This window comes from Nonomuraea sp. NPDC048901, assembly GCF_040649695.1.
GTDB lineage: Bacteria > Actinomycetota > Actinomycetes > Streptosporangiales > Streptosporangiaceae > Nonomuraea.
Genome location: NZ_JBEZFW010000026.1, coordinates 45,555 through 63,880, shown reverse-complemented (window position 1 = coordinate 63,880; position 18,326 = coordinate 45,555). Strand labels below are relative to the sequence as shown.

Below are 18,326 nucleotides of genomic sequence, written 5' to 3'. Positions count from 1 at the left end.
GTTCACCATAACGACAGCACGAAGCCCACCGCAACGGGCGGTGGGCTCAGCTCAGCAGCGGGTCGATGGCGACGGCGAGGAACAGCAGCGCCAGATAGGCGTTGGACCAGTGGAAGAAGCGCATCGGGCGCAGGTCGACACCGGTCTTGCCGGAGTTGAGGCGGGCCAGGAGGCGATGGACCTCCCACAGACACATGGCGCCCAGGGCGGCGGCGGCGATCGGGTAGAACAGCGTGGTGTGCGCCACCGGCCACAGGGCCAGCGAGCAGAGCACGGTGGCCCAGGTGTAGGCGATCGACTCCAGGATCACCCGGCGCTCGGTGGCCACCACGGGCAGCATCGGCACCTTGGCCGCCGCGTAGTCCTCCTTGTAGCGCATGGCCAGCGTCCAGGTGTGCGGCGGCGTCCAGAAGAACACCACCCCGAACAGCGCCAGCGGCGCCCAGTCGAGCCGCCCGGTGATGCCCGCCCAGCCGATCAGCACCGGCATGCAGCCCGCGATGCCGCCCCAGACGATGTTCTGGGCGGTGCGCCGCTTGAGGATCATCGAGTAGACGATGACGTAGAACAGGATGGCGCCGGTGGAGAGCATGGCGGCCAGCCAGTTGGTGGTCAGCCAGAGGCCGACCAAGGACAGCACGCCGAGCACGATGCCGAAGACGAGCGCGCCGGTCGGCGAGACCTGGTGCCTGGCCAGCGGACGCCGCCTGGTGCGGCGCATCTTCTGGTCGATGTCGCGGTCCACGTAGCAGTTGAGCGCGTTGGCGCTGCCCGCGGACAGGGTGCCGAACACCATGACCGATATCGACGTCCACAGCGGCGGCAGCCCGCCCGCCGCGAGGAACATCACGGGGAGGGTCGTGATCAGCAGGAGCTCGATGATCCGCGGCTTGGTCAGAGCGATGTAGGCCTTGACGAGCATGCCGATCGTCCTCGGCGGCTCGGCCGCGGGAGCGGGGGCCGTCGTCTGCCTGTTCGTCAGCACCGTCAAGGCGCTTCCAGCACGTGCGGAGTCAACGCGTAACCTCTGATTGGAGCGGAATCTCATGGACGGACGCCACGGCGTCCCTGTGATGACAACGAGAACAACCAAACTGTAGTAGCAGGGTCGTCCGGTCCGGCCAATGGGGGGACACGCACGGGGGTGGAAGGGGAATCTTTCGCCGACTCCACTCAGTTAGGGTCCGGTGTGGCGGGATATGCCAACCGGTACCACCAATGACAACTAGATTCCGGAGACCGAGCACTTGAGCACCGAACTCGTGCCAGACCTCGAATGGACCGACCTAGACAAGCAAGCGGTCGACGTCGTTCGAGCCTTGGCCATGGACGCAGTCGAAAAGGCGGGTTCGGGTCACCCGGGCACCGCCATGAGCCTGGCTCCCGCCGCGTACCTGCTGTTCCAGCACGCGATGCGCCACGACCCCACGGATCCCACGTGGCTGGGGCGTGACCGCTTCGTGCTGTCGTGCGGGCACTCCAGCCTGACGCTGTACATCCAGCTGTTCCTGTCCGGATACGGACTCGACCTGGACGACCTGAAGGGGTTGCGCCAGTGGGACAGCCTGACCCCCGGTCACCCGGAGCACGGGCACACGGTCGGTGTTGAGACCACCACGGGCCCGCTCGGCCAGGGCCTGGGCAACGCCGTCGGCATGGCCCTGGCGGCCCGCCGTGAGCGCGGCCTGTTCGACCCCGACTCGGAGGCGGGCGCCTCGCCCTTCGACCACCACATCTGGTGCATGGTCAGCGACGGCGACATCGAGGAGGGCATCAGCCACGAGGTCAGCTCGATCGCCGGCCACCAGAAGCTGGGCAACCTCACCGTCATCTATGACGACAACCACATCTCCATCGAGGACGACACGCTGATCGCGAAGTCCGAGGACGTGGTCAAGCGCTACGAGGCCTACGGCTGGCACACGCTCAGCGTCGACTGGACCGAGTCCGGTGAGTACGTGGAGGACATCCAGGCGCTGCACGCGGCGCTGGAGGCGGCTCGCGCCGAGACCGACCGGCCGACGTTCATCCGGCTGCGCACGATCATCGGCTGGCCCGCCCCGAACAAGCAGAACACCGGCAAGATCCACGGCTCCGCCCTCGGCGCCGACGAGGTCGCCGCCACCAAGCGGGTCCTCGGCATGGACCCGGACAAGAGCTTCGACGTGCCCGCCGAGGTGCTGGAGCACGCGCGCGAGGTGGCCCGCAGGGGTCACGAGGCGCACGCCGCCTGGCAGAAGGGTTACGACGCCTGGCGCGAGGCCAACCCCGAGCGGGCCGCCGAGCTGGACCGCATCTCCCGCCATGAGCTGCCCGCCGGGTGGACCGAGGCGCTGCCCGCCTTCGACAAGGGCGGCTCGATGGCCACCCGCAAGGCGTCGGGCGAGGTGCTCAACGCGCTCGCGCCGGTGCTGCCCGAGCTGTGGGGCGGCTCGGCCGACCTGGCCGAGTCCAACAACACCACGATGAAGGGCGAGCCGTCCTTCATCCCGGAGGAATACCAGACCAAGGAGTTCCCCGGTAACCGCTACGGCCGCACGCTGCACTTCGGCATCCGCGAGCACGGCATGGGCGCGATTCTCAACGGCATCGCCCTGCACGGCGGCACCCGGCCCTACGGCGGCACGTTCCTGGTCTTCTCCGACTACATGCGCCCCTCCGTGCGCCTGGCGGCGCTGATGAAGCTGCCGGTCACCTACGTGTGGACGCATGACTCCATCGGACTGGGCGAGGACGGCCCGACCCACCAGCCGGTCGAGCACCTGTGGGCGCTGCGCGCGATCCCCGGCCTCGACGTGGTGCGCCCCGGCGACGCCAACGAGACGGCGTACGCCTGGCAGGCCGTGCTCGAGCACGACGACCGGCCCGCCGCGCTGGCCCTGACCCGGCAGAACCTGCCGATCTTCGAGGGCACCAGCGCCGAGGGCGTGGCCAAGGGCGGCTACGTCCTGCACGAGGCGTCCGGCGGGCAGCCCCAGGTGATCCTCATCGCCACGGGCAGCGAGCTGGAGCTGGCCGTCAACGGCCGCGAACTCCTCGAAGCCGAAGGCATCCCGACGCGGGTCGTGTCGATGCCGTGTGTGGAGTGGTTCCAAGGGCAGGACATTGCGTATCGGCAGAGTGTTCTGCCGTCAGCGATCAAGGCCCGGGTCGCGGTCGAGGCGGGCATCGCTCTGGGCTGGCGTGAGTTCGTCGGCGAGAGGGGCGAGGTCGTCAGCCTTGAACACTTCGGCGCGTCGGCGCCGTATAAGACGCTGTACGAGCAATTCGGGCTGACGGCGGAGCGCGTGGCCGCCGCGGCCAAGGCGAGCCTCGCCAAGCTGGGCCACGACAAAGGCGAGACGACGGGAAACTGAACGAAATGAGCGAGAACCTCAAGAAGCTGTCCGCCCAGGGCGTGTCCATCTGGCTGGACGACATCAGCCGTGAGCGCCTGCGCACGGGCAACCTGGAGCAGCTGATCCGCGAGAAGAACGTGGTCGGCGTCACTTCCAACCCGACCATCTTCGCCGGCGCGCTCAGCAAGGGCGACGCCTACGACACCCAGCTGCACGACCTGGCCGTGCGCGGGGTCGACCTCGGCGAGGCCGTACGCGCCATCACCGCCTACGACATCCGCTGGGCCGCCGACGTCCTGCGCCCGGTCTACGACGCCACCGCCGGCGTCGACGGCCGCGTGTCCCTGGAGGTGGACCCGCGGCTGGCCCGCGAGAGCGACAAGACCGTGGCCGAGGCGCGGGCCCTGTGGTGGCTGGTCGACCGGCCCAACCTGTTCATCAAGATCCCGGCGACCCTCGAGGGGCTGCCCGCGATCACGCAGGCGCTCTCCGAGGGCATCAGCGTCAACGTCACGCTGATCTTCTCGCTGGAGCGCTACCGCGCGGTCATGGACGCCTGGCTGGCCGGCCTGGAGGCCGCTCAGGCCAAGGGTCTCAACCTGGGCTCGATCGAGTCGGTGGCGTCGTTCTTCGTCAGCCGGGTCGACACCGAGATCGACAAGCGGCTCGACCAGCTCGGCCGGCCGGAGCTCAAGGGCAAGGCGGGCGTGGCCAACGCGCGCCTGGCCTACGCGGCGTTCGAGGAAGTGATGAACTCCGAGCGCTGGCAGCGGCTGCGCGCCGCCGGTGCTCGCCCGCAGCGCCCGCTGTGGGCCTCGACCGGCGTCAAGAACCCCGACTACTCGCCCACGCTGTACGTCGACCAGCTCGTCGCCCCCGGCACCGTCAACACGATGCCGGAGAAGACGGTCGACGCGACCGCCGCCGGCGCCAACATCACCGGTGACACCGTGCGCCCCTTCTACGAGGACGCGTGGAACACCATGGCGGCGCTCAAGGAGGCCGGCGTCGACTACGACGACGTCGTCAACGTGCTGGAGGACGAGGGCGTCGAGAAGTTCGAGGCGTCCTGGAACGAACTCCTCGAGAGCGTCAGCAAGAACCTGGCCCGCTGATGACCGTCTCGTACCGCGAGGAGGGGGTGGCCAGCGCCGCCTCCTCCGCCGCGGGGCGGCTCGTCGCCGACGGCGTGCCCGCGCGGCTCGCCGCCGGCGATCCCACGCTGTGGGGCAGCGACGCGGAGGCGGGGGCGGCCGTCCGGCTGGGCTGGCTGACCCTGCCCCGCACCTCGCGCGAGCTGCTGCCCGAGCTCGGCAAGCTGGCCGAGCGGGCGCGCGCCGAGCACCTGACCAACGTGGTGCTGGCCGGGATGGGCGGCTCCTCGCTGGCGGCCGAGGTGATCTGCGCGAGCGCCGACGTGCCGCTGACCGTCCTGGACACCACCGACCCGGGTCAGGTGCGCCGGGCGCTGGCCGAGCCGCTGGAGGCCACGATCGTGGTCGTGGCCAGCAAGAGCGGCTCGACGGTCGAGACCGACAGTCACCTGCGCGTCTACGAGGAGCTCTTCCGCCAGGCGGGCATCGACCCGGCCGACCGCATCGTGGTCGTCACCGACCCGGGCTCGCCGCTGGAGCAGACGGCCGTGGACGCCGGCTACCGCCTGGTCCCGGCCGTGCCCGACGTGGGCGGCCGCTACTCGGCGTTGTCGGCCTTCGGCCTGGTGCCCAGCGCGCTGGCCGGGGCCGACGTCGAACGGCTGCTCGACGACGCCGACGAGGTGCTGCCGCTGCTCTCGCTCGACGCCGGCAACCCCGGGCTCGACCTGGGCGTGGCGCTCGGCGGGGCGGCGCTGGCCGGACGCGACAAGCTGATCGTCGACGACCGGCTGTCGGTGATCAGCGGGCTGTCGGACTGGATCGAGCAGCTCGTCGCCGAGTCCACGGGCAAGAACGGCCTGGGCATCCTGCCGGTCGCCGGCGCCGAGCCGAACGGCGCCCGTGACGAGCTGGTCGTCGGGATCGACTCCGACGACGGCGACGTGCGCGTCGACGGGCCGCTCGGCGCGCAGTTCCTCATCTGGGAGTACGCCACGGCCGTGGCCGGGCTGCTGCTGGGGATCGACCCGTTCGACCAGCCGAACGTCGCCGAGTCCAAGGACAACACGGCCGCGCTGCTCGACATGGAGGCGCTGCCGCTGGGCGAGCCGGCCTTCGTCGACGGGCCCGTGGAGGTGTACGGCGCCACCAAGGCCAGGGATCTGCCGGGCGTGCTGACCGAGCTGCTCGAAGCGGTGCCCGAAGACGGCTACCTGGCCGTGATGGCGTATCTGGACCGGCTGTCGGCCTTCGATGTGTTCGTGCCGGACGGCGCCGACTTCGAGCAGATGACCGACGCGTGGATGGCGGCCGACCCGGCCACGCTGCGGGCGCTGCTGGCCCTGCGCACCGACCGGCCGGTCACCTTCGGGTGGGGGCCGCGGTTCCTGCACTCCACCGGCCAATATCACAAGGGCGGCCCGCAGAACGGGGTGTTCCTGCAGATCACCGGTGCCGTGGCCGACGACGTGCCGGTGCCCGGCAGGCCGTACACGCTGGGCGGGCTTGAGCTCGCGCAGGCCCTCGGCGACCTCGGGGCACTGCTGCGGCGCGGCCGGCCGGCCGTACGCCTGCACCTGACCGATCGCGCGGCCGGAGTCGCGCACCTGCTCGCAGCCGCACAGGAGGCTTGAGATGAAAGACCCGGAAACACCCTCGGAGGAGGCGCTCGACTTTGAGGAGACGATCGCGGCCACGGTAGCCACCTCGGCCGCGGCCACCTCCACCACCTTGGAAGTGGCGGCCGCCAACCCGCTGCGCGATCCGCGCGACAAGCGGCTGCCCCGGGTGGCCGGACCGTGTGTGCTGGTGTTGTTCGGCGTGACGGGTGACCTGGCCAAGCGCAAGTTGCTGCCGGCGATCTACGACCTGGGCAACCGAGGGCTGCTGCCGCCCGGTTTCTCGCTGGTCGGGTTCGCCAGGCGTGACTGGAAGGACCAGGACTTCGCCCAGGTGACGCATGACGCCGTCAAGGCGCACGCCAGGACGCCCTTCCGTGAGGAGGTCTGGAAGCAGCTGCGCGAGGGCATCCACTTCGTGCCGGGCGAGTTCTCCGACGACGGCGCGTTCGACGCGCTGGCGATGGCCTTGAAGGAGATCGACGAGACCCGGGGCACCGGCGGCAACTATGCGTTCTATCTCTCCGTGCCGCCGAAGTTCTTCCCCGTCGTGGTGGAGCAGCTCAAGCGGACCGGCGTGTCCCAGGCGCCTCCCGGGTCGTGGCGGCGCGTGGTGATCGAGAAGCCGTTCGGGCACGACCTGAAGTCGGCGCACGAGCTGAACGAGATCACCACCTCGGCCTTCCCGGAGAGCTCGATCTTCAGGATCGACCACTACCTGGGCAAGGAGACCGTCCAGAACATCCTGGCCCTGAGGTTCGCCAACAACCTCTACGAGCCCATCTGGAACCGTAGCTTCGTCGACCACGTGCAGATCACCATGGCCGAGGACATCGGCATCGGCGGCCGGGCCGGCTACTACGATGGCATCGGCGCGGCCCGCGACGTGATCCAGAACCACCTGCTCCAGCTGCTCGCCCTGGTGGCGATGGAGGACCCGACGTCCTTCACCGCCTCCGCGCTGCGGCGGGAGAAGGAGAAGGTGCTCAAGGCCGTACAGCTGCCGTCGGACCTGGCGCTCAACACCGCGCGCGGGCAGTACGACGCGGGCTGGCAGGGCGGCGAGAAGGTCGTCGGCTACCTGCAGGAGGACGGCATCTCCGCCGACTCCACGACCGAGACCTACGCGGCCATCAAGCTGGAGATCGCCAACCGGCGCTGGGCGGGCGTGCCGTTCTACCTGCGCACCGGCAAGCGCCTCGGCCGCCGGGTCACCGAGGTGGCCGTGGTGTTCCAGCGGGCGCCGCACCTGCCCTTCAGCAAGGACGACACCGAGATCCTCGGCCAGAACGCGCTGGTCATCAGGGTCCAGCCGGACGAGGGCATCACCGTGCGGTTCGGCTCCAAGGTGCCGGGCACGGCCATGGAGGTACGTGACGTCTCGATGGACTTCGCCTATGGGGAGTCGTTCCTGGAGTCGTCCCCCGAGGCGTACGAGCGGCTGTTGCTCGACGTGATGATCGGCGACCCGCCGCTCTTCCCGCACCAGCGGGAGGTCGAGCTGTCGTGGAAGATCCTCGACCCGATCGAGGAGTTCTGGGCCACCCAGGGCCAGCCCGAGGGCTACCCGTCCGGTTCGTGGGGGCCGCCGTCGGCCGACGCGATGATGGGCGACGGCCGCGTATGGAGGAGACTCTGATGACCACCTTCATGCTCACCGACACGACAGCGGGGAAGATCTCCTCGCAGCTGACGCAGCTGCGCCACCAGATGGGCGCGCCCGCGGTCGGGATGGTGCTGACGCTGATCGTGGTCTGCGAGGAGCGCGACCAGTACGACTCGCTCCGCGCGGCCAGCGAGGCGGCGCGCGAGCACCCCTCGCGCATCATCGTGGTGATCAACCGCGAGCCCGACGAGACCAACCGGCTCGACGCGGAGCTGCGCATCGGCGAGTCCACGCCGGGCGAGGTGGTCGTGCTGCGGCTCTACGGCGAGCTGACCGAGCACGCCGACTCGGTGGTCAGCCCGCTGCTGCTGCCCGACACGCCGGTCGTGGCCTGGTGGCCGGGACTGGCGCCCGAGGTGATGTCCAAGGATCCGGTCGGGATGCTCGCCCAGCGCCGCATCTCCGACGCCAGGGGCTCGCGCGACGGCGGGGTCGAGTCGCTGGTGACCAGGGCCAAAGGCTACGCGCCCGGTGACACGGACCTGTCCTGGGCCCGGCTGACGCCGTGGCGCAGCCTGCTGGCGGCGGCCTTCGACCAGCCCACGGGCAAGGTGCGCAAGGGCACCGTGGAGGCGTCCCCGGGCAACCCCAGCGCGCCGCTGCTGGCCGCGTGGCTGTCCGAACGTCTCGGCGCGCCGGTCAAGGTGGCCGACTCCAACGGGCCCGGCCTGACCGCCGTCCGGCTCACGACGGCCGACGGCGTGCTGGCGGTGTGCAGGAGCGACGCCCGGCTGGCGACGCTGTCGCGGCCCGGCCAGCCGGACCGGAACGTGGCCCTGACCCGTCGGCAGACCGCCGAGCTGCTGGCCGAGGAGCTGCGGCGGCTCGACTCCGACGAGATCTACCAGGCGGCGGTCAAGCGGCTGGCCCGCTCGTACAAGTCCTGACGCCTCCTCCCACCGGTCGTGGCGGGCCCTGTCTTTGCGAGGGGGCGCGTCCCGGCCGGTGGGCACCGATCGTGAAAGAGTGATAGCGAAAAGAGTGAGTACGTGAGCGTTCCCAATGTGGTCGTCCATCGTGACGGCGACGTCCTGGCCAAGGCCGTGGCGGCGCGGATCATCACCCGGCTGGTCGACGTGCAGTCGGCCAAGGGGTCGGCGTCGCTGGTCCTGACCGGCGGCACGGTCGGCCACGCGACGCTGGCCGCGATCGCCGCCACGCCGGCGCGCGACGCGGTCGACTGGCACCACCTCGACATCTGGTGGGGCGACGAGCGCTTCCTGCCGACCGGCGACCCCGAGCGCAACGAGACGGGCGCCCGCAAGGCCCTGCTCGACCACGTCGACCTCGATCCCGACCGGGTGCACGTCATGGCCGGGCCCGACTCGGGGATGTCGGCGGAGGAGTCGGCCGAGGCCTACGCGGCCGAGCTGCGCAAGGCGGCCCGGCCCGAGGACCACGGCCCGGTGCCCGGCTTCGACGTGATGCTGCTCGGCATCGGGCCCGACGCGCACGTGGCGTCGCTGTTCCCCGGGATGCCCGCCCTGTACGACACGCGGCCGGTCGTGGCCGTGCACGGCGCGCCCAAGCCGCCGCCCACGCGCATCTCCCTGACGCTGCCGACCATCCAGGCCTCGCGCGAGGTGTGGGTGGTGGCGGCGGGCGAGGAGAAGTCGGGGGCCGTACGCCTGGCGCTGTCCGACTCCGGGCCCGTGCAGGTGCCCGCGGCCGGGGCCAGGGGCCGGGTGCGGACGCTGTTCCTGCTCGACCGGACCGCCGCCGCCAAGCTCCCGCCAGGGTTGGGCCGCATCGCCTCTCCCTGAGTTTTCGTAGCGTCCTCAGTTGGTGAGCGCGTCGATCTCGGCCAGCAGGGCCTGCTTGCGCGCCGGCGGCAGGAAGGACGCGTTCACGCCGTTGCGAGCGAGCTGGGCCAGCTCCGGCTCGCCGAGGCCGAAGACGTGCGCGGCGACGCGATACTCACCGGCCAGGGTGGTGCCGAACATGGGCGGGTCGTCGCTGTTCAGCGTGACGAACAGCCCCTCCTCCAGCAGCCTGGGCAGCGGGTGCTCCTCGATCCGGGCCACCTGTCCCGTACGGAGGTTGGAGGTCGGGCAGACGTCCAGCGGCAGCTGCGTCTCGCGCAGGTGAGCCACCAGGCGCGGGTCCTCCAGGCAGGAGATGCCGTGCCCGATGCGCTCGGCGCCCAGCCCCTCGATGACCTCCCACATGGTCTCGGGACCGGTCATCTCGCCGCCGTGCGGCACGCTGTGCAGGCCCGCCGCCCGCGCCGCCGCGAACGCGTCGCGGAAGACGTCACGGTACGGCGTCCGGCTCTGCTCGATCCCGGCCAGGCCGAAACCTACCAAAGCGGCGGGAGGTTGTTCCAAAGCGTGCATGACCGTGATCTTGGCCGCCTCCTCGCCGAACTGGCCGGGGAAGTCGAAGATGTAGGCCATCTCCACCCCGTGGTCGCTCTCCGACCGGCGGGCGGCCAGGTCGAGCGCCTCGGTGACCTCGCGCATGGGCATCCCGACGATGCTGTGGGCATATGGGGTGACCTGCAGCTCGGCGTAACGAGCGCCCTGGGAGGCCAGGTCGCGGGCCAGGCCGAGCACGAGGGCGGCGATGTCCTCCGGCTCCCGGACCAGCGCGTTGACGGCCTGGTACACCTGCGCGAAGTGGGGGAAGTCGCGGAAGGCGTAGAACGCCCGCAGCTCCTCCTCCGTGGTGGGAACCGGGCCGCCGGGGTGGCGGCGGGCCAGCTCCAGCACGGTGGGTACGGAGGCGGAGCCGACCAGGTGCACATGCAGCTCCACCTTGGGGAGCGCGTCGATGAAGGCGTCAATGGGGGTCGTCATGGCGACGACCCTAAGCCCGACTTTTCGCCTCAAGCCATGGCTTGAGGCGAAATATCACATAAGAATGTTAGGTTTACTGCGCCCAGGCGCGCACCAGCGGCAGCAGGACCTCGTCCACCGATTCCGCGACGAAGGACTCGTCGAACAGCGGCCCGAGGAAGATCATGCGGTGCCAGACCAGCGCCTCCGCCACCCCGAACAGACGGCCGGGATCCACGGGCCCCGGCAGGTCGCCGCGCTTCCTGGCCCGCTCCAGCAACGCCTCCACCCCGCCGAGGTCCTTGGCCGGCATGTGCTCGCGCAGCGTCCTGGCCAGCTCCTGGTGCGAGACCAGCGTCGAGGACAGCCCCATGATGAGCCCGTGCTTGCGCTCGACCGCGCCGCACAGGCCGCCGAGCACCGAGGCGAGGTCGCCGCGCAGCGAGCCGGTGTCCTCGGCGGTCGGCGTGTCCATGTCGAACCGGCGGCAGATGACGTCGACCACCAGCTCCGGCTTGCCCGCCCACCGGCGGTAGATGGTCGCCTTGCTGGCCTTGGCCCGCTTGGCGATCTGGTCGACCGACATACGGTCGTAGCCCATCTCGGACAGCAACTCCAGCGTCGCGTCGAGGATGGCCCGCTCCCGCTCGGGGTCGAGTGGTGGCACGTGCACATCCCTCAGCTGTAGGCGATCTCCTCGAATCGTACGCCGGTCAGCCGCGTGGAGACCTCCCACAGGTCGGCGGCGAGCTGCTCGGAGCGGGCCGCCTCCGACGGCGTGAGCAGCTGAGTCTTGGGACCGACGAACTCCCCGCCGTGGATCTCCGGCGAGGTGGCCGCGTAGAGGGAGGACACCGCACCGGCCGCCGCGCTCTTCAGGAACAGCCCCACGAGGGGCTGTAGCGGCCCCACGCTGAAGAAGTTGGTGGCGGTGGCACCAGGATGGGTGGCGACGCTGACGAGGTCCACCTGGGCCCGCTGAGCGCGTCGTTGGAGCTCCAGGGTGAAGAGCAGGTTGGCCAGCTTGGAGCGGCCGTACGAGCTCATCTTCTTGTAACCGTGCTCCAGGCCCAGGTCGTCGAGGTCCAGCCTGCCCATCTTGTGCGCGTCGCTCGAGACGTTGACCACCCGCGCGCCGGGACGGGCCAGCAGCAGGGGCAGCAGCAGTCCGGTGAGCGCGAAGTGACCCAGGTGGTTGGTGCCGAACTGCATCTCGAAGCCGTCACGGGTCAGCTGGCGCGGGATCATGCCGACGCCCGCGTTGTTGACCAGCAGGTCCACCCGATCGACGCCGGCCGCGAAGCTCCTGACCGAGGCGAGATCGGCCAGGTCCAGCGTGCCGTGCTCGACCCGGGCGCCGGGGACGGCCCGGCGGATCTCCTCGACGGCCGCGCCGCCTTTCGCCGCTGAGCGGGTGGCGACGACGACGCGGGCGCCGTGCCTGGCGAGTTCGAGCGCGGTGGGCAGGCCGATGCCGCTGTTGGCGCCGGTCACGATGGCCGTCTTGCCGCTCAGGTCGGGCATGTCGGCGGGGGTCCAGGTTCTCATCGCCACTCCAGGTGTACGAGACCGTTTCGTACACCTTAACCTATGCGGTGTCGAGCGTGCCGCTCCTCCCGTTTGGCGACCTCCAGCCGCTGCGCACTCTCGGCGAGCCGCTTGCGGGCCTTGGCCAGCTTCCGCTCCAGCCCGGCGACCCGCTCGGCGCGCTCGTCGTGCTCCTGTACGGCCTGTTCCAGGGCGGCGACCCACTCCCGGTGGGCGTCCAGCGCCTCCTGTCGTTCGGCGGCCTTCCTGGCTTCAGCCTCCGCCCGCCTCTTCGCCTCCGCCTCTTCTCGCTCCTCGGCCTCCGCGCGCTTCGCCTCCGCACTCTTGGCCGCCGCGCCCTTCGCCTCCGAGGCCGATTCGGCCGATGCTGTCGAGTCCGTCGGCTTCTTGGCGGGCTTGCCGCGCGGCGCCGCCGGGGCTGGGGCTGGGGCGAAGCCGCTGTAGCTGAGCGGCTTGGCCAGGCGGCCGCGCCGTACCTCCTCGGCGGCGCCCGCGTCCACGACGGCGGCGTCGAGCGTCTGCTCGGCCTCGGCCGCCGCGGCGGCCGACAGCCCGGCCTCCCGTCTGACCAGCCGGGACAGCCGTCCCGCCAGCTCGCCGCGCCGCCGGGTCAGCTCCGCCAGCGCCTCGGCGTCGTGCCGCTCCCACGCCTCGCGCAGCTCCTGCCCGAGCGCCAGCAGCTCCCCGAGGTCGTCCCGGTGCTCGCGGGCCAGCCGGTTCACGGCCGCCGCGGAGACCGTGGGTTTGCGCAGCCCGGCGATGTCGCGGGCCAGCCGTACGTCGCCCGCGTCCTTGGCGGCACGGGCCTCGGCGTCGCGCGCGGCGGTGAACTCGGACGGCGGGAGCCCGTACAGGCGACCGGCCACCTCGTCAAGATCCACACCTGTCAATTACCCCACATCCGCTGGTTTGTAGCGCATAGTGGAGACACGCCACCCGAACGGAGGCCTTCGGTGTTCGAGCGCTTCACTGACCGTGCCCGCCGGGTCGTCGTCCTCGCCCAGGAGGAGGCGCGGACGCTGAACCACGCCCACATCGGCACGGAGCACATCCTGCTCGGCCTCATCCACGAGGGCGAGGGCGTGGCGGGCCTGACACTCGACAGCTTCGGCATCGAGCTGGGGAGCGTGCGCGCCTTCGTCACCCGCGAGGTGGGCCAGGGCGACGAGGCGCCGAGCGGGCACATCCCGTTCACCCCGCGCGCCAAGAAGGTCCTGGAGCTCTCGCTGCGCGAGGCGCTGCAGTTGCGCCACAACTACATCGGCACCGAGCACATCCTGCTCGGGGTGATCAGAGAGGGCGAGGGGCTGGCCGCCCAGGCGATCGTGGACGCCGGCGTGGAGCTGGGCGAGCTGCGGCACCGCGTGCTCACCCGGCTCGGGCAGGGGACGAAGGACCGGCCGGCCGAGATGTTCTTCGCCGGCGGTATGGCGCTGGGCGAGCGGCTCACGCAGATCCAGGAGAGCCTCGAACGCATCGAGCGCCACCTGGGCATCCGGCAGCCGGACCAGGCGACGCCCGACGCGGAACCGGCAGAACAGGACTCCGGGCCGGACGAGGACGAGCGGGGCGAAGAGCGGGGCGAGAGCGCCTCAGGCTGACGCCATCGCGCAGACCGGCAGCCTGGCCTCGATCACGCCCGGGTCCTCGGTGTAGCCGAGCGTGGCGCCCAGCGACAGCAGCAGCCGCCGCATCCGTACGTTGTCGGACAGCATCGTGGCCCTGACCTCGGCGTAACCGAGATCGCGCGCCTCGCGCACCAGTGTCCTGGCCAGCTCCGTGCCCAGACCGCGCCCCTGCCAGCGGTCCTCGACCAGGAAGGCCATCTCGGCGATGCCCGGATCGGGGGTGAACATCAGGGAGGCCATGGCCACCACCTGGCCGTCGTGCCCGGCGACGATCGAGCGGCCGCGGCTGCGGTCGCAGAGCCGGTCGAACATCCGCGGCGGCAGCTCGGGCATCGAGGTGAAGTAGCGGAACCGGCGCGCCTCGGGCGAGCACCTGTCGTGCAGGTCGCGGACGGCCTCGCGGTAGATCGAGGTGAGCGGCCGGACCGTGACCTCCTCGCCGTCGGCCAGCTTGACCGTGGGGTCGGCGGCGTCCTGCTCGACCGGCGGTTGCGCGAGCCGGACGAAGGAGGCGGCCCGAGCGGCCTCGGTCAGGGTGAAGGGCAGCTCGGCACGGCGCAGCCGGACGGCGCGCCTGGGTGCGACGGGCACCACGAGCAGGGTCGGGTCGGGAAGATCACTCACCGCTTCACCATAGATCCACCTGGCATCGTCGGCGCGCAGCAACTCGGCCAGGAACTCCGGCAGCCGCCACGGCATCGACCGCAGCCGGGAGGCCAGCAGCAGCGCGCGGGTGGGCTCGTCGGTCAGCTCGTGCGCCGTCGCCGGGACCACCTGGACGCGGCGGCCACCGGCCTCCTCCAGGGCCGCACGCACGGCCTCGGGCGCGGCGGGGATGTCGGCGACGAACTCGTCGACAGTGCCGTCCGCGTCCGACTGGACGCTCAGGCCGAGGATGTTGCCGCCCCTGTCCGCCAGGGCCGCGGCCAGGGAGGCCAGTCGTCCCGGACGCTCGTCCACCGTCGTGCGAATGCGCAAGAATCCCATAGGAAGAGGATGCCGGGGAGGTGTTACCTGGCCGCTAACGCCGTGTTTCGAATGCGAGTTTCGTAGCTAGATGCGGCGTATAGGAGGATACCGGCCATGAACGCGCATGTCTCCCTGTCGTCCGGATTCGTGAATGGCGACGTCTCCTTCTGGTACCGCTCCTCCGGCGTACCTGCCCCTGGTCCGCGCCTCGACGGCGACCTCCAGGCGGACGTGGCGATCGTCGGCGCGGGCTACACGGGGCTGTGGACCGCGTACTACCTCAAGCAGGCCCAGCCGTCATTGAACGTCGTGGTGCTGGAGAAGGACTTCGCCGGGTTCGGGGCCTCGGGGCGCAACGGCGGCTGGCTGACCGGCGACCTTGCCGGCTCGCATCAGCGCTACGCCAGGACGCACGGGGTGGAGGGGGCGCGGCGGCTGCAGCGCGAGATGTACGCCTCGATCGACGAGGTGATCCAGGTCTGTGAGAAGGAGGGCATCGACGCCGACGTCGTCAAGGGCGGCGTGGTCAACGTGGCCCGCACTCCCTCTCAGGCGGCCCGCCTGCGGGCCTCGGTGTCGGCCGCCCGCGCCTGGGGCATCGAGGAGGCGGACCTGCGGCTGGTCGATCCCGCCGAACGGCTGCGGGTGGCGGGGGCCGTGGCCGCCTCCTGGAGTCCGCACTGCGCGCGGGTCCAGCCCGCCAAGCTGGTACGAGGGCTGGCACGCGCCGTACGGGAGCTCGGGGTGACCGTCTACGAGCGGACGCCCGTCACGGAGATCGCCCCGGGGCTGGCCGTGACGCCGTTCGGGACGGTCCGGGCGCGCCACGTGCTCCGCGCGACCGAGGGGTTCACCTCGCGGCTGAAGGGCCTGCGGCGGCAGTGGCTGCCGATGAACAGCTCGCTGATCGTCACCGAGCCGCTGCCCGCCTCGTTCTGGGAGACGGTCGGCTGGGCGGGGTCCGAGCTGCTCGGGGACATGGCCCATTACTACATGTACGCGCAGCGGACCGCCGACGACCGCATCGCCTTCGGAGGGCGCGGCCGGCCGTACCTGTACGGCTCGCGGGTCGACGCCAGGGGGCACACGCACGAGCAGACGGTCGAGGCGCTCTGGCGGCTGCTGATCGACTTCTTCCCCGCCGCGGCGTCCTCCTCGGTGGCGCACGCGTGGTCGGGAGTCCTGGGGGTGCCGCGCGACTGGTGCTCGACCGTGCACGTGGACCCGGCCACCGGCCTGGGCTGGGCGGGCGGCTACACCGGGCACGGGGTGACGACGGCCAACCTGGCCGGCCGGACGATGCGGGACCTCGTCCTGGGCGAGCGGACCGCGCTGACGGAGCTGCCGTGGGTGGGCCGCCGGGTGCGGGCCTGGGAGCCGGAGCCGCTGCGCTGGCTGGGGGTGCACGCGATGTACCGGTTGTACCGGGTGGCGGACCACCGGGAGCGGTCGATGCCGGGCACGTCCGTACTGGCCCGCATGGCCGATCTGATCACCGGCCACTGAATCACGTTGAGATTGGGGAGCACTATGAACACGCTCTTTCGAGGGGGACGGGTCTTCACCGCGAAGACCGGCTTCGCCGAGGCCGTGCTGGTCCGCGACGGCGTGATCGCCGCCGTTGGCGACGAGCGGGACCTGGTACGGCTGGCGCCGGGGCACGAGACCGTGGACCTGGACGGGGGTCTGCTGGTGCCCGGGTTCACCGATGCGCATGTGCATCCGGTACAGGCGGGCCTGGAGCGCGCCAAGTGCGATCTATCCGAAATTTACGGACTCGATGCCTATTTGGCGAAGATCGCTGACTATGCGGCGAAAAATCCTGAAAAAGAGTGGATTGATGGCGGCGGGTGGGACATGTCGGCCTTCCCGGGTGGGCTGCCGCACCGCGACCAGCTCGCCTTCGCCGACCGGCCCGTCTACCTCATCCAGCGCGACCATCATGCCGCCTGGGTCAACGCCCGTGCCCTGGAGCTGGCCGGCGTCACCGCAGACACCCCCGACCCCGCCGACGGCCGCATCGAACGCGACGCCGACGGCACGCCCAGCGGCGTCCTGCACGAGGGCGCGATGGACCTCGTCGGCCTCCTCACCCCGCGCCCCTCCCCTCGCGACCTGGACCGGGCGCTGGCGGATGCCGAGCGCTACCTGTTCTCGCTCGGCATCACCGGCTGGCAGGACGCCATCGTGGGCTCCTACGCGGGCTCGGTGGACCAGCTTCCCACCTACCTGTCGGCGGCCGGCTCCGGCAGGCTACGGGCCCGCGTGGTGGGCGCGCTGTGGTGGGACCGTACCCGTGGCCTCGACCAGATCGACGACCTGACCGCGCGCCGCGCCTCGGCGGAGGGGCTGGACCGGTTCCGCGCGACCTCGGTGAAGATCATGCAGGACGGCATCACCGAGAACTTCACCGCCGCGACGCTGGAGCCCTACTGCCTCTGCGGCGGCACGGGCCTGTCCTACGTCGACCCGGACAAGCTCAGGACGTACGTGGCCGAGCTGGACCGCCTCGGCTTCCAGGCGCACGTCCACGCGATCGGCGAACGGGCCGTACGCGAGGCGCTTGACAGTTTCGAGGGCACCTCGCCCGCCAACCGGCACCACATCGCGCACCTGCAGATCATCGAGCCGTCGGACGTGCCCCGCTTCGCCGCGCTCGGCGTGACGGCCAACCTGCAGCCGCTCTGGGCGACCCACCACGCGCAGATGGACGAGCTGACGCTGCCGTTCCTGGGCGAGCCCCGCTCCTCGTGGCAGTACCCCTTCGCCGACCTGCTCTCCCACGGGACGCGGTTCTGCGCGGGCAGCGACTGGCCGGTGTCGAGCGCCGACCCGCTGCAGGGCATGCACGTGGCCGTCAACCGTACGGAGCCCGGCAGCTCGGTGCACGCCGGCTACCCCACGGCACAGACGCCGTTCCTGCCCGGCCAGCGCCTCGACCTGGCGACCGCGCTGACCGCGTACACGGCCGGTTCGGCCTGGATCAACCGTTCCCCCGCCGGGGTGATCGCACCGGGCCGCCCGGCGGACCTCGTCGTCCTGGACCGCGACCCGTTCACGCTGCCGGAGCGCGACATCTGGACCACCGGGGTACGCATGACGTTCGTGGACGGCGTCGCCGTACACGAAAGGTAGGCCAGGGTGGGTGCGCGATCCGGCGCTACGGAACGCGCACCCTTCCCGCGTACGGTCGCCTCCGACACAAGTGGAGGCTGACATGGTGATGCGGCGAACGTGGGCCGTCGCGGCGCTCGCCTGCGCGATGACGGTGACCATTCCCGGCGTCGCACAGGCGACGACCCAGAGCGGCAGGGACGTGGTGATCACGTCCAGGCGCGGCTGGCAGGACACCGGGATCTACGTGTACGCGGGCGACCGCGTCCGGGTCGCGCAGGTGGGCGGCAGCTGGACGGTCGACAACAGCTCCTTCCCGTGGGTGGGCGCCGACGGCTACGACTGGGACACCGACTCGCACATCTACCAGGGCTGCAAGATCCACGACAGCTCCCCCTACGGCAGGCTCCTGTCCCGGATCAACGGCGGCTCGCGTGCCCTGGGCGCGCACCGGAGCTGGCGGGCCGGTTCCGGTGGCCGGCTGTTCATGAGGATCAACGATCAGAACCGCTGCCTCGGCGACAACGCGGGCGCGCTGATCATCAGGATCTGGCACTAGCCATCAGGTCGGGA

The 18,326-nt window shown here is 71.0% G+C and carries 15 protein-coding genes and 1 pseudogene; 10 read left to right on the top strand and 6 right to left on the bottom strand.

Going from position 1 to position 18,326, the window contains the following annotated elements:
• Nucleotides 1-46 precede the first annotated feature (46 nt).
• On the bottom strand, nt 47-991 hold the full coding sequence (locus AB0C30_RS51880) for a heme o synthase (protein ID WP_357958412.1): 945 nt from the start codon (nt 989-991) through the stop codon (nt 47-49).
• Nucleotides 992-1,325: 334 nt separating this feature from the next.
• Here AB0C30_RS51880 and tkt point away from each other — a divergent pair, with 334 nt between their 5' ends.
• From tkt to pgl, 6 genes are all read left to right on the top strand, one after another.
• On the top strand, nt 1,326-3,356 hold the full coding sequence (gene tkt / locus AB0C30_RS51875) for a transketolase (protein WP_357958410.1): 2,031 nt from the start codon (nt 1,326-1,328) through the stop codon (nt 3,354-3,356).
• Nucleotides 3,357-3,361: 5 nt separating this feature from the next.
• The gene (tal, locus tag AB0C30_RS51870) at nt 3,362-4,453 is read left to right on the top strand and encodes a transaldolase (RefSeq protein ID WP_357958408.1); all 1,092 of its coding nucleotides are present in this window, start codon (nt 3,362-3,364) and stop codon (nt 4,451-4,453) included.
• Nucleotides 4,453-6,066 carry a glucose-6-phosphate isomerase gene (locus AB0C30_RS51865; protein ID WP_357958406.1) on the top strand — a complete coding sequence of 538 codons (1,614 nt, stop codon included), beginning with the start codon at nt 4,453-4,455 and terminating at the stop codon, nt 6,064-6,066. Before tal ends, AB0C30_RS51865 begins: the two co-directional genes overlap by 1 nt.
• Nucleotide 6,067: 1 nt before the next feature.
• Nucleotides 6,068-7,690 (top strand): glucose-6-phosphate dehydrogenase, encoded by a 1,623-nt coding sequence (zwf, locus tag AB0C30_RS51860; protein ID WP_357958404.1) that lies wholly within the window; start codon nt 6,068-6,070, stop codon nt 7,688-7,690.
• On the top strand, nt 7,690-8,604 hold the full coding sequence (opcA, locus tag AB0C30_RS51855) for a glucose-6-phosphate dehydrogenase assembly protein OpcA (RefSeq protein ID WP_357958402.1): 915 nt from the start codon (nt 7,690-7,692) through the stop codon (nt 8,602-8,604). Before zwf ends, opcA begins: the two co-directional genes overlap by 1 nt.
• A gap of 102 nt (nt 8,605-8,706) precedes the next feature.
• Nucleotides 8,707-9,480, top strand: coding sequence for a 6-phosphogluconolactonase (gene pgl / locus AB0C30_RS51850; protein WP_357656666.1), 774 nt, complete (start codon nt 8,707-8,709; stop codon nt 9,478-9,480).
• 15 nt (nt 9,481-9,495) lie between these two features.
• Here the strand turns inward: pgl and add are convergent, their stop codons facing one another.
• From add to AB0C30_RS51830, 4 genes are all read right to left on the bottom strand, one after another.
• Nucleotides 9,496-10,515, bottom strand: coding sequence for an adenosine deaminase (add, locus tag AB0C30_RS51845; protein WP_357958400.1), 1,020 nt, complete (start codon nt 10,513-10,515; stop codon nt 9,496-9,498).
• Nucleotides 10,516-10,588: 73 nt separating this feature from the next.
• Nucleotides 10,589-11,161, bottom strand: a complete 573-nt coding sequence (locus AB0C30_RS51840) for a TetR/AcrR family transcriptional regulator (protein ID WP_357958398.1) — start codon at nt 11,159-11,161, stop codon at nt 10,589-10,591.
• A gap of 11 nt (nt 11,162-11,172) precedes the next feature.
• The gene (locus tag AB0C30_RS51835; protein WP_357958396.1) at nt 11,173-12,042 is read right to left on the bottom strand and encodes an oxidoreductase; all 870 of its coding nucleotides are present in this window, start codon (nt 12,040-12,042) and stop codon (nt 11,173-11,175) included.
• A gap of 35 nt (nt 12,043-12,077) precedes the next feature.
• Nucleotides 12,078-12,923 carry a hypothetical protein gene (locus AB0C30_RS51830; RefSeq protein ID WP_357958394.1) on the bottom strand — a complete coding sequence of 282 codons (846 nt, stop codon included), beginning with the start codon at nt 12,921-12,923 and terminating at the stop codon, nt 12,078-12,080.
• Between the two features lie 72 nt (nt 12,924-12,995).
• Here AB0C30_RS51830 and AB0C30_RS51825 point away from each other — a divergent pair.
• Nucleotides 12,996-13,412 (top strand): annotated as a pseudogene (locus AB0C30_RS51825) (Clp protease N-terminal domain-containing protein); the annotation flags it as partial.
• A gap of 222 nt (nt 13,413-13,634) precedes the next feature.
• Here the strand turns inward: AB0C30_RS51825 and AB0C30_RS51820 are convergent.
• Entirely contained in the window at nt 13,635-14,657 is a 1,023-nt protein-coding gene (locus tag AB0C30_RS51820) for a GNAT family N-acetyltransferase (protein WP_357958392.1), read from the bottom strand.
• A gap of 96 nt (nt 14,658-14,753) precedes the next feature.
• Here AB0C30_RS51820 and AB0C30_RS51815 point away from each other — a divergent pair, with 96 nt between their 5' ends.
• The 3 genes from AB0C30_RS51815 to AB0C30_RS51805 all read left to right on the top strand — a co-directional run bounded on the left by AB0C30_RS51815 (nt 14,754) and on the right by AB0C30_RS51805 (nt 18,312).
• On the top strand, nt 14,754-16,145 hold the full coding sequence (locus AB0C30_RS51815; RefSeq protein ID WP_357958390.1) for an FAD-dependent oxidoreductase: 1,392 nt from the start codon (nt 14,754-14,756) through the stop codon (nt 16,143-16,145).
• A 24-nt stretch (nt 16,146-16,169) separates the two neighbouring features.
• Nucleotides 16,170-17,774 (top strand): amidohydrolase, encoded by a 1,605-nt coding sequence (locus AB0C30_RS51810; RefSeq protein ID WP_357958389.1) that lies wholly within the window; start codon nt 16,170-16,172, stop codon nt 17,772-17,774.
• A gap of 82 nt (nt 17,775-17,856) precedes the next feature.
• Entirely contained in the window at nt 17,857-18,312 is a 456-nt protein-coding gene (locus tag AB0C30_RS51805; RefSeq protein WP_357958387.1) for a hypothetical protein, read from the top strand.
• Nucleotides 18,313-18,326: the final 14 nt, after the last annotated feature.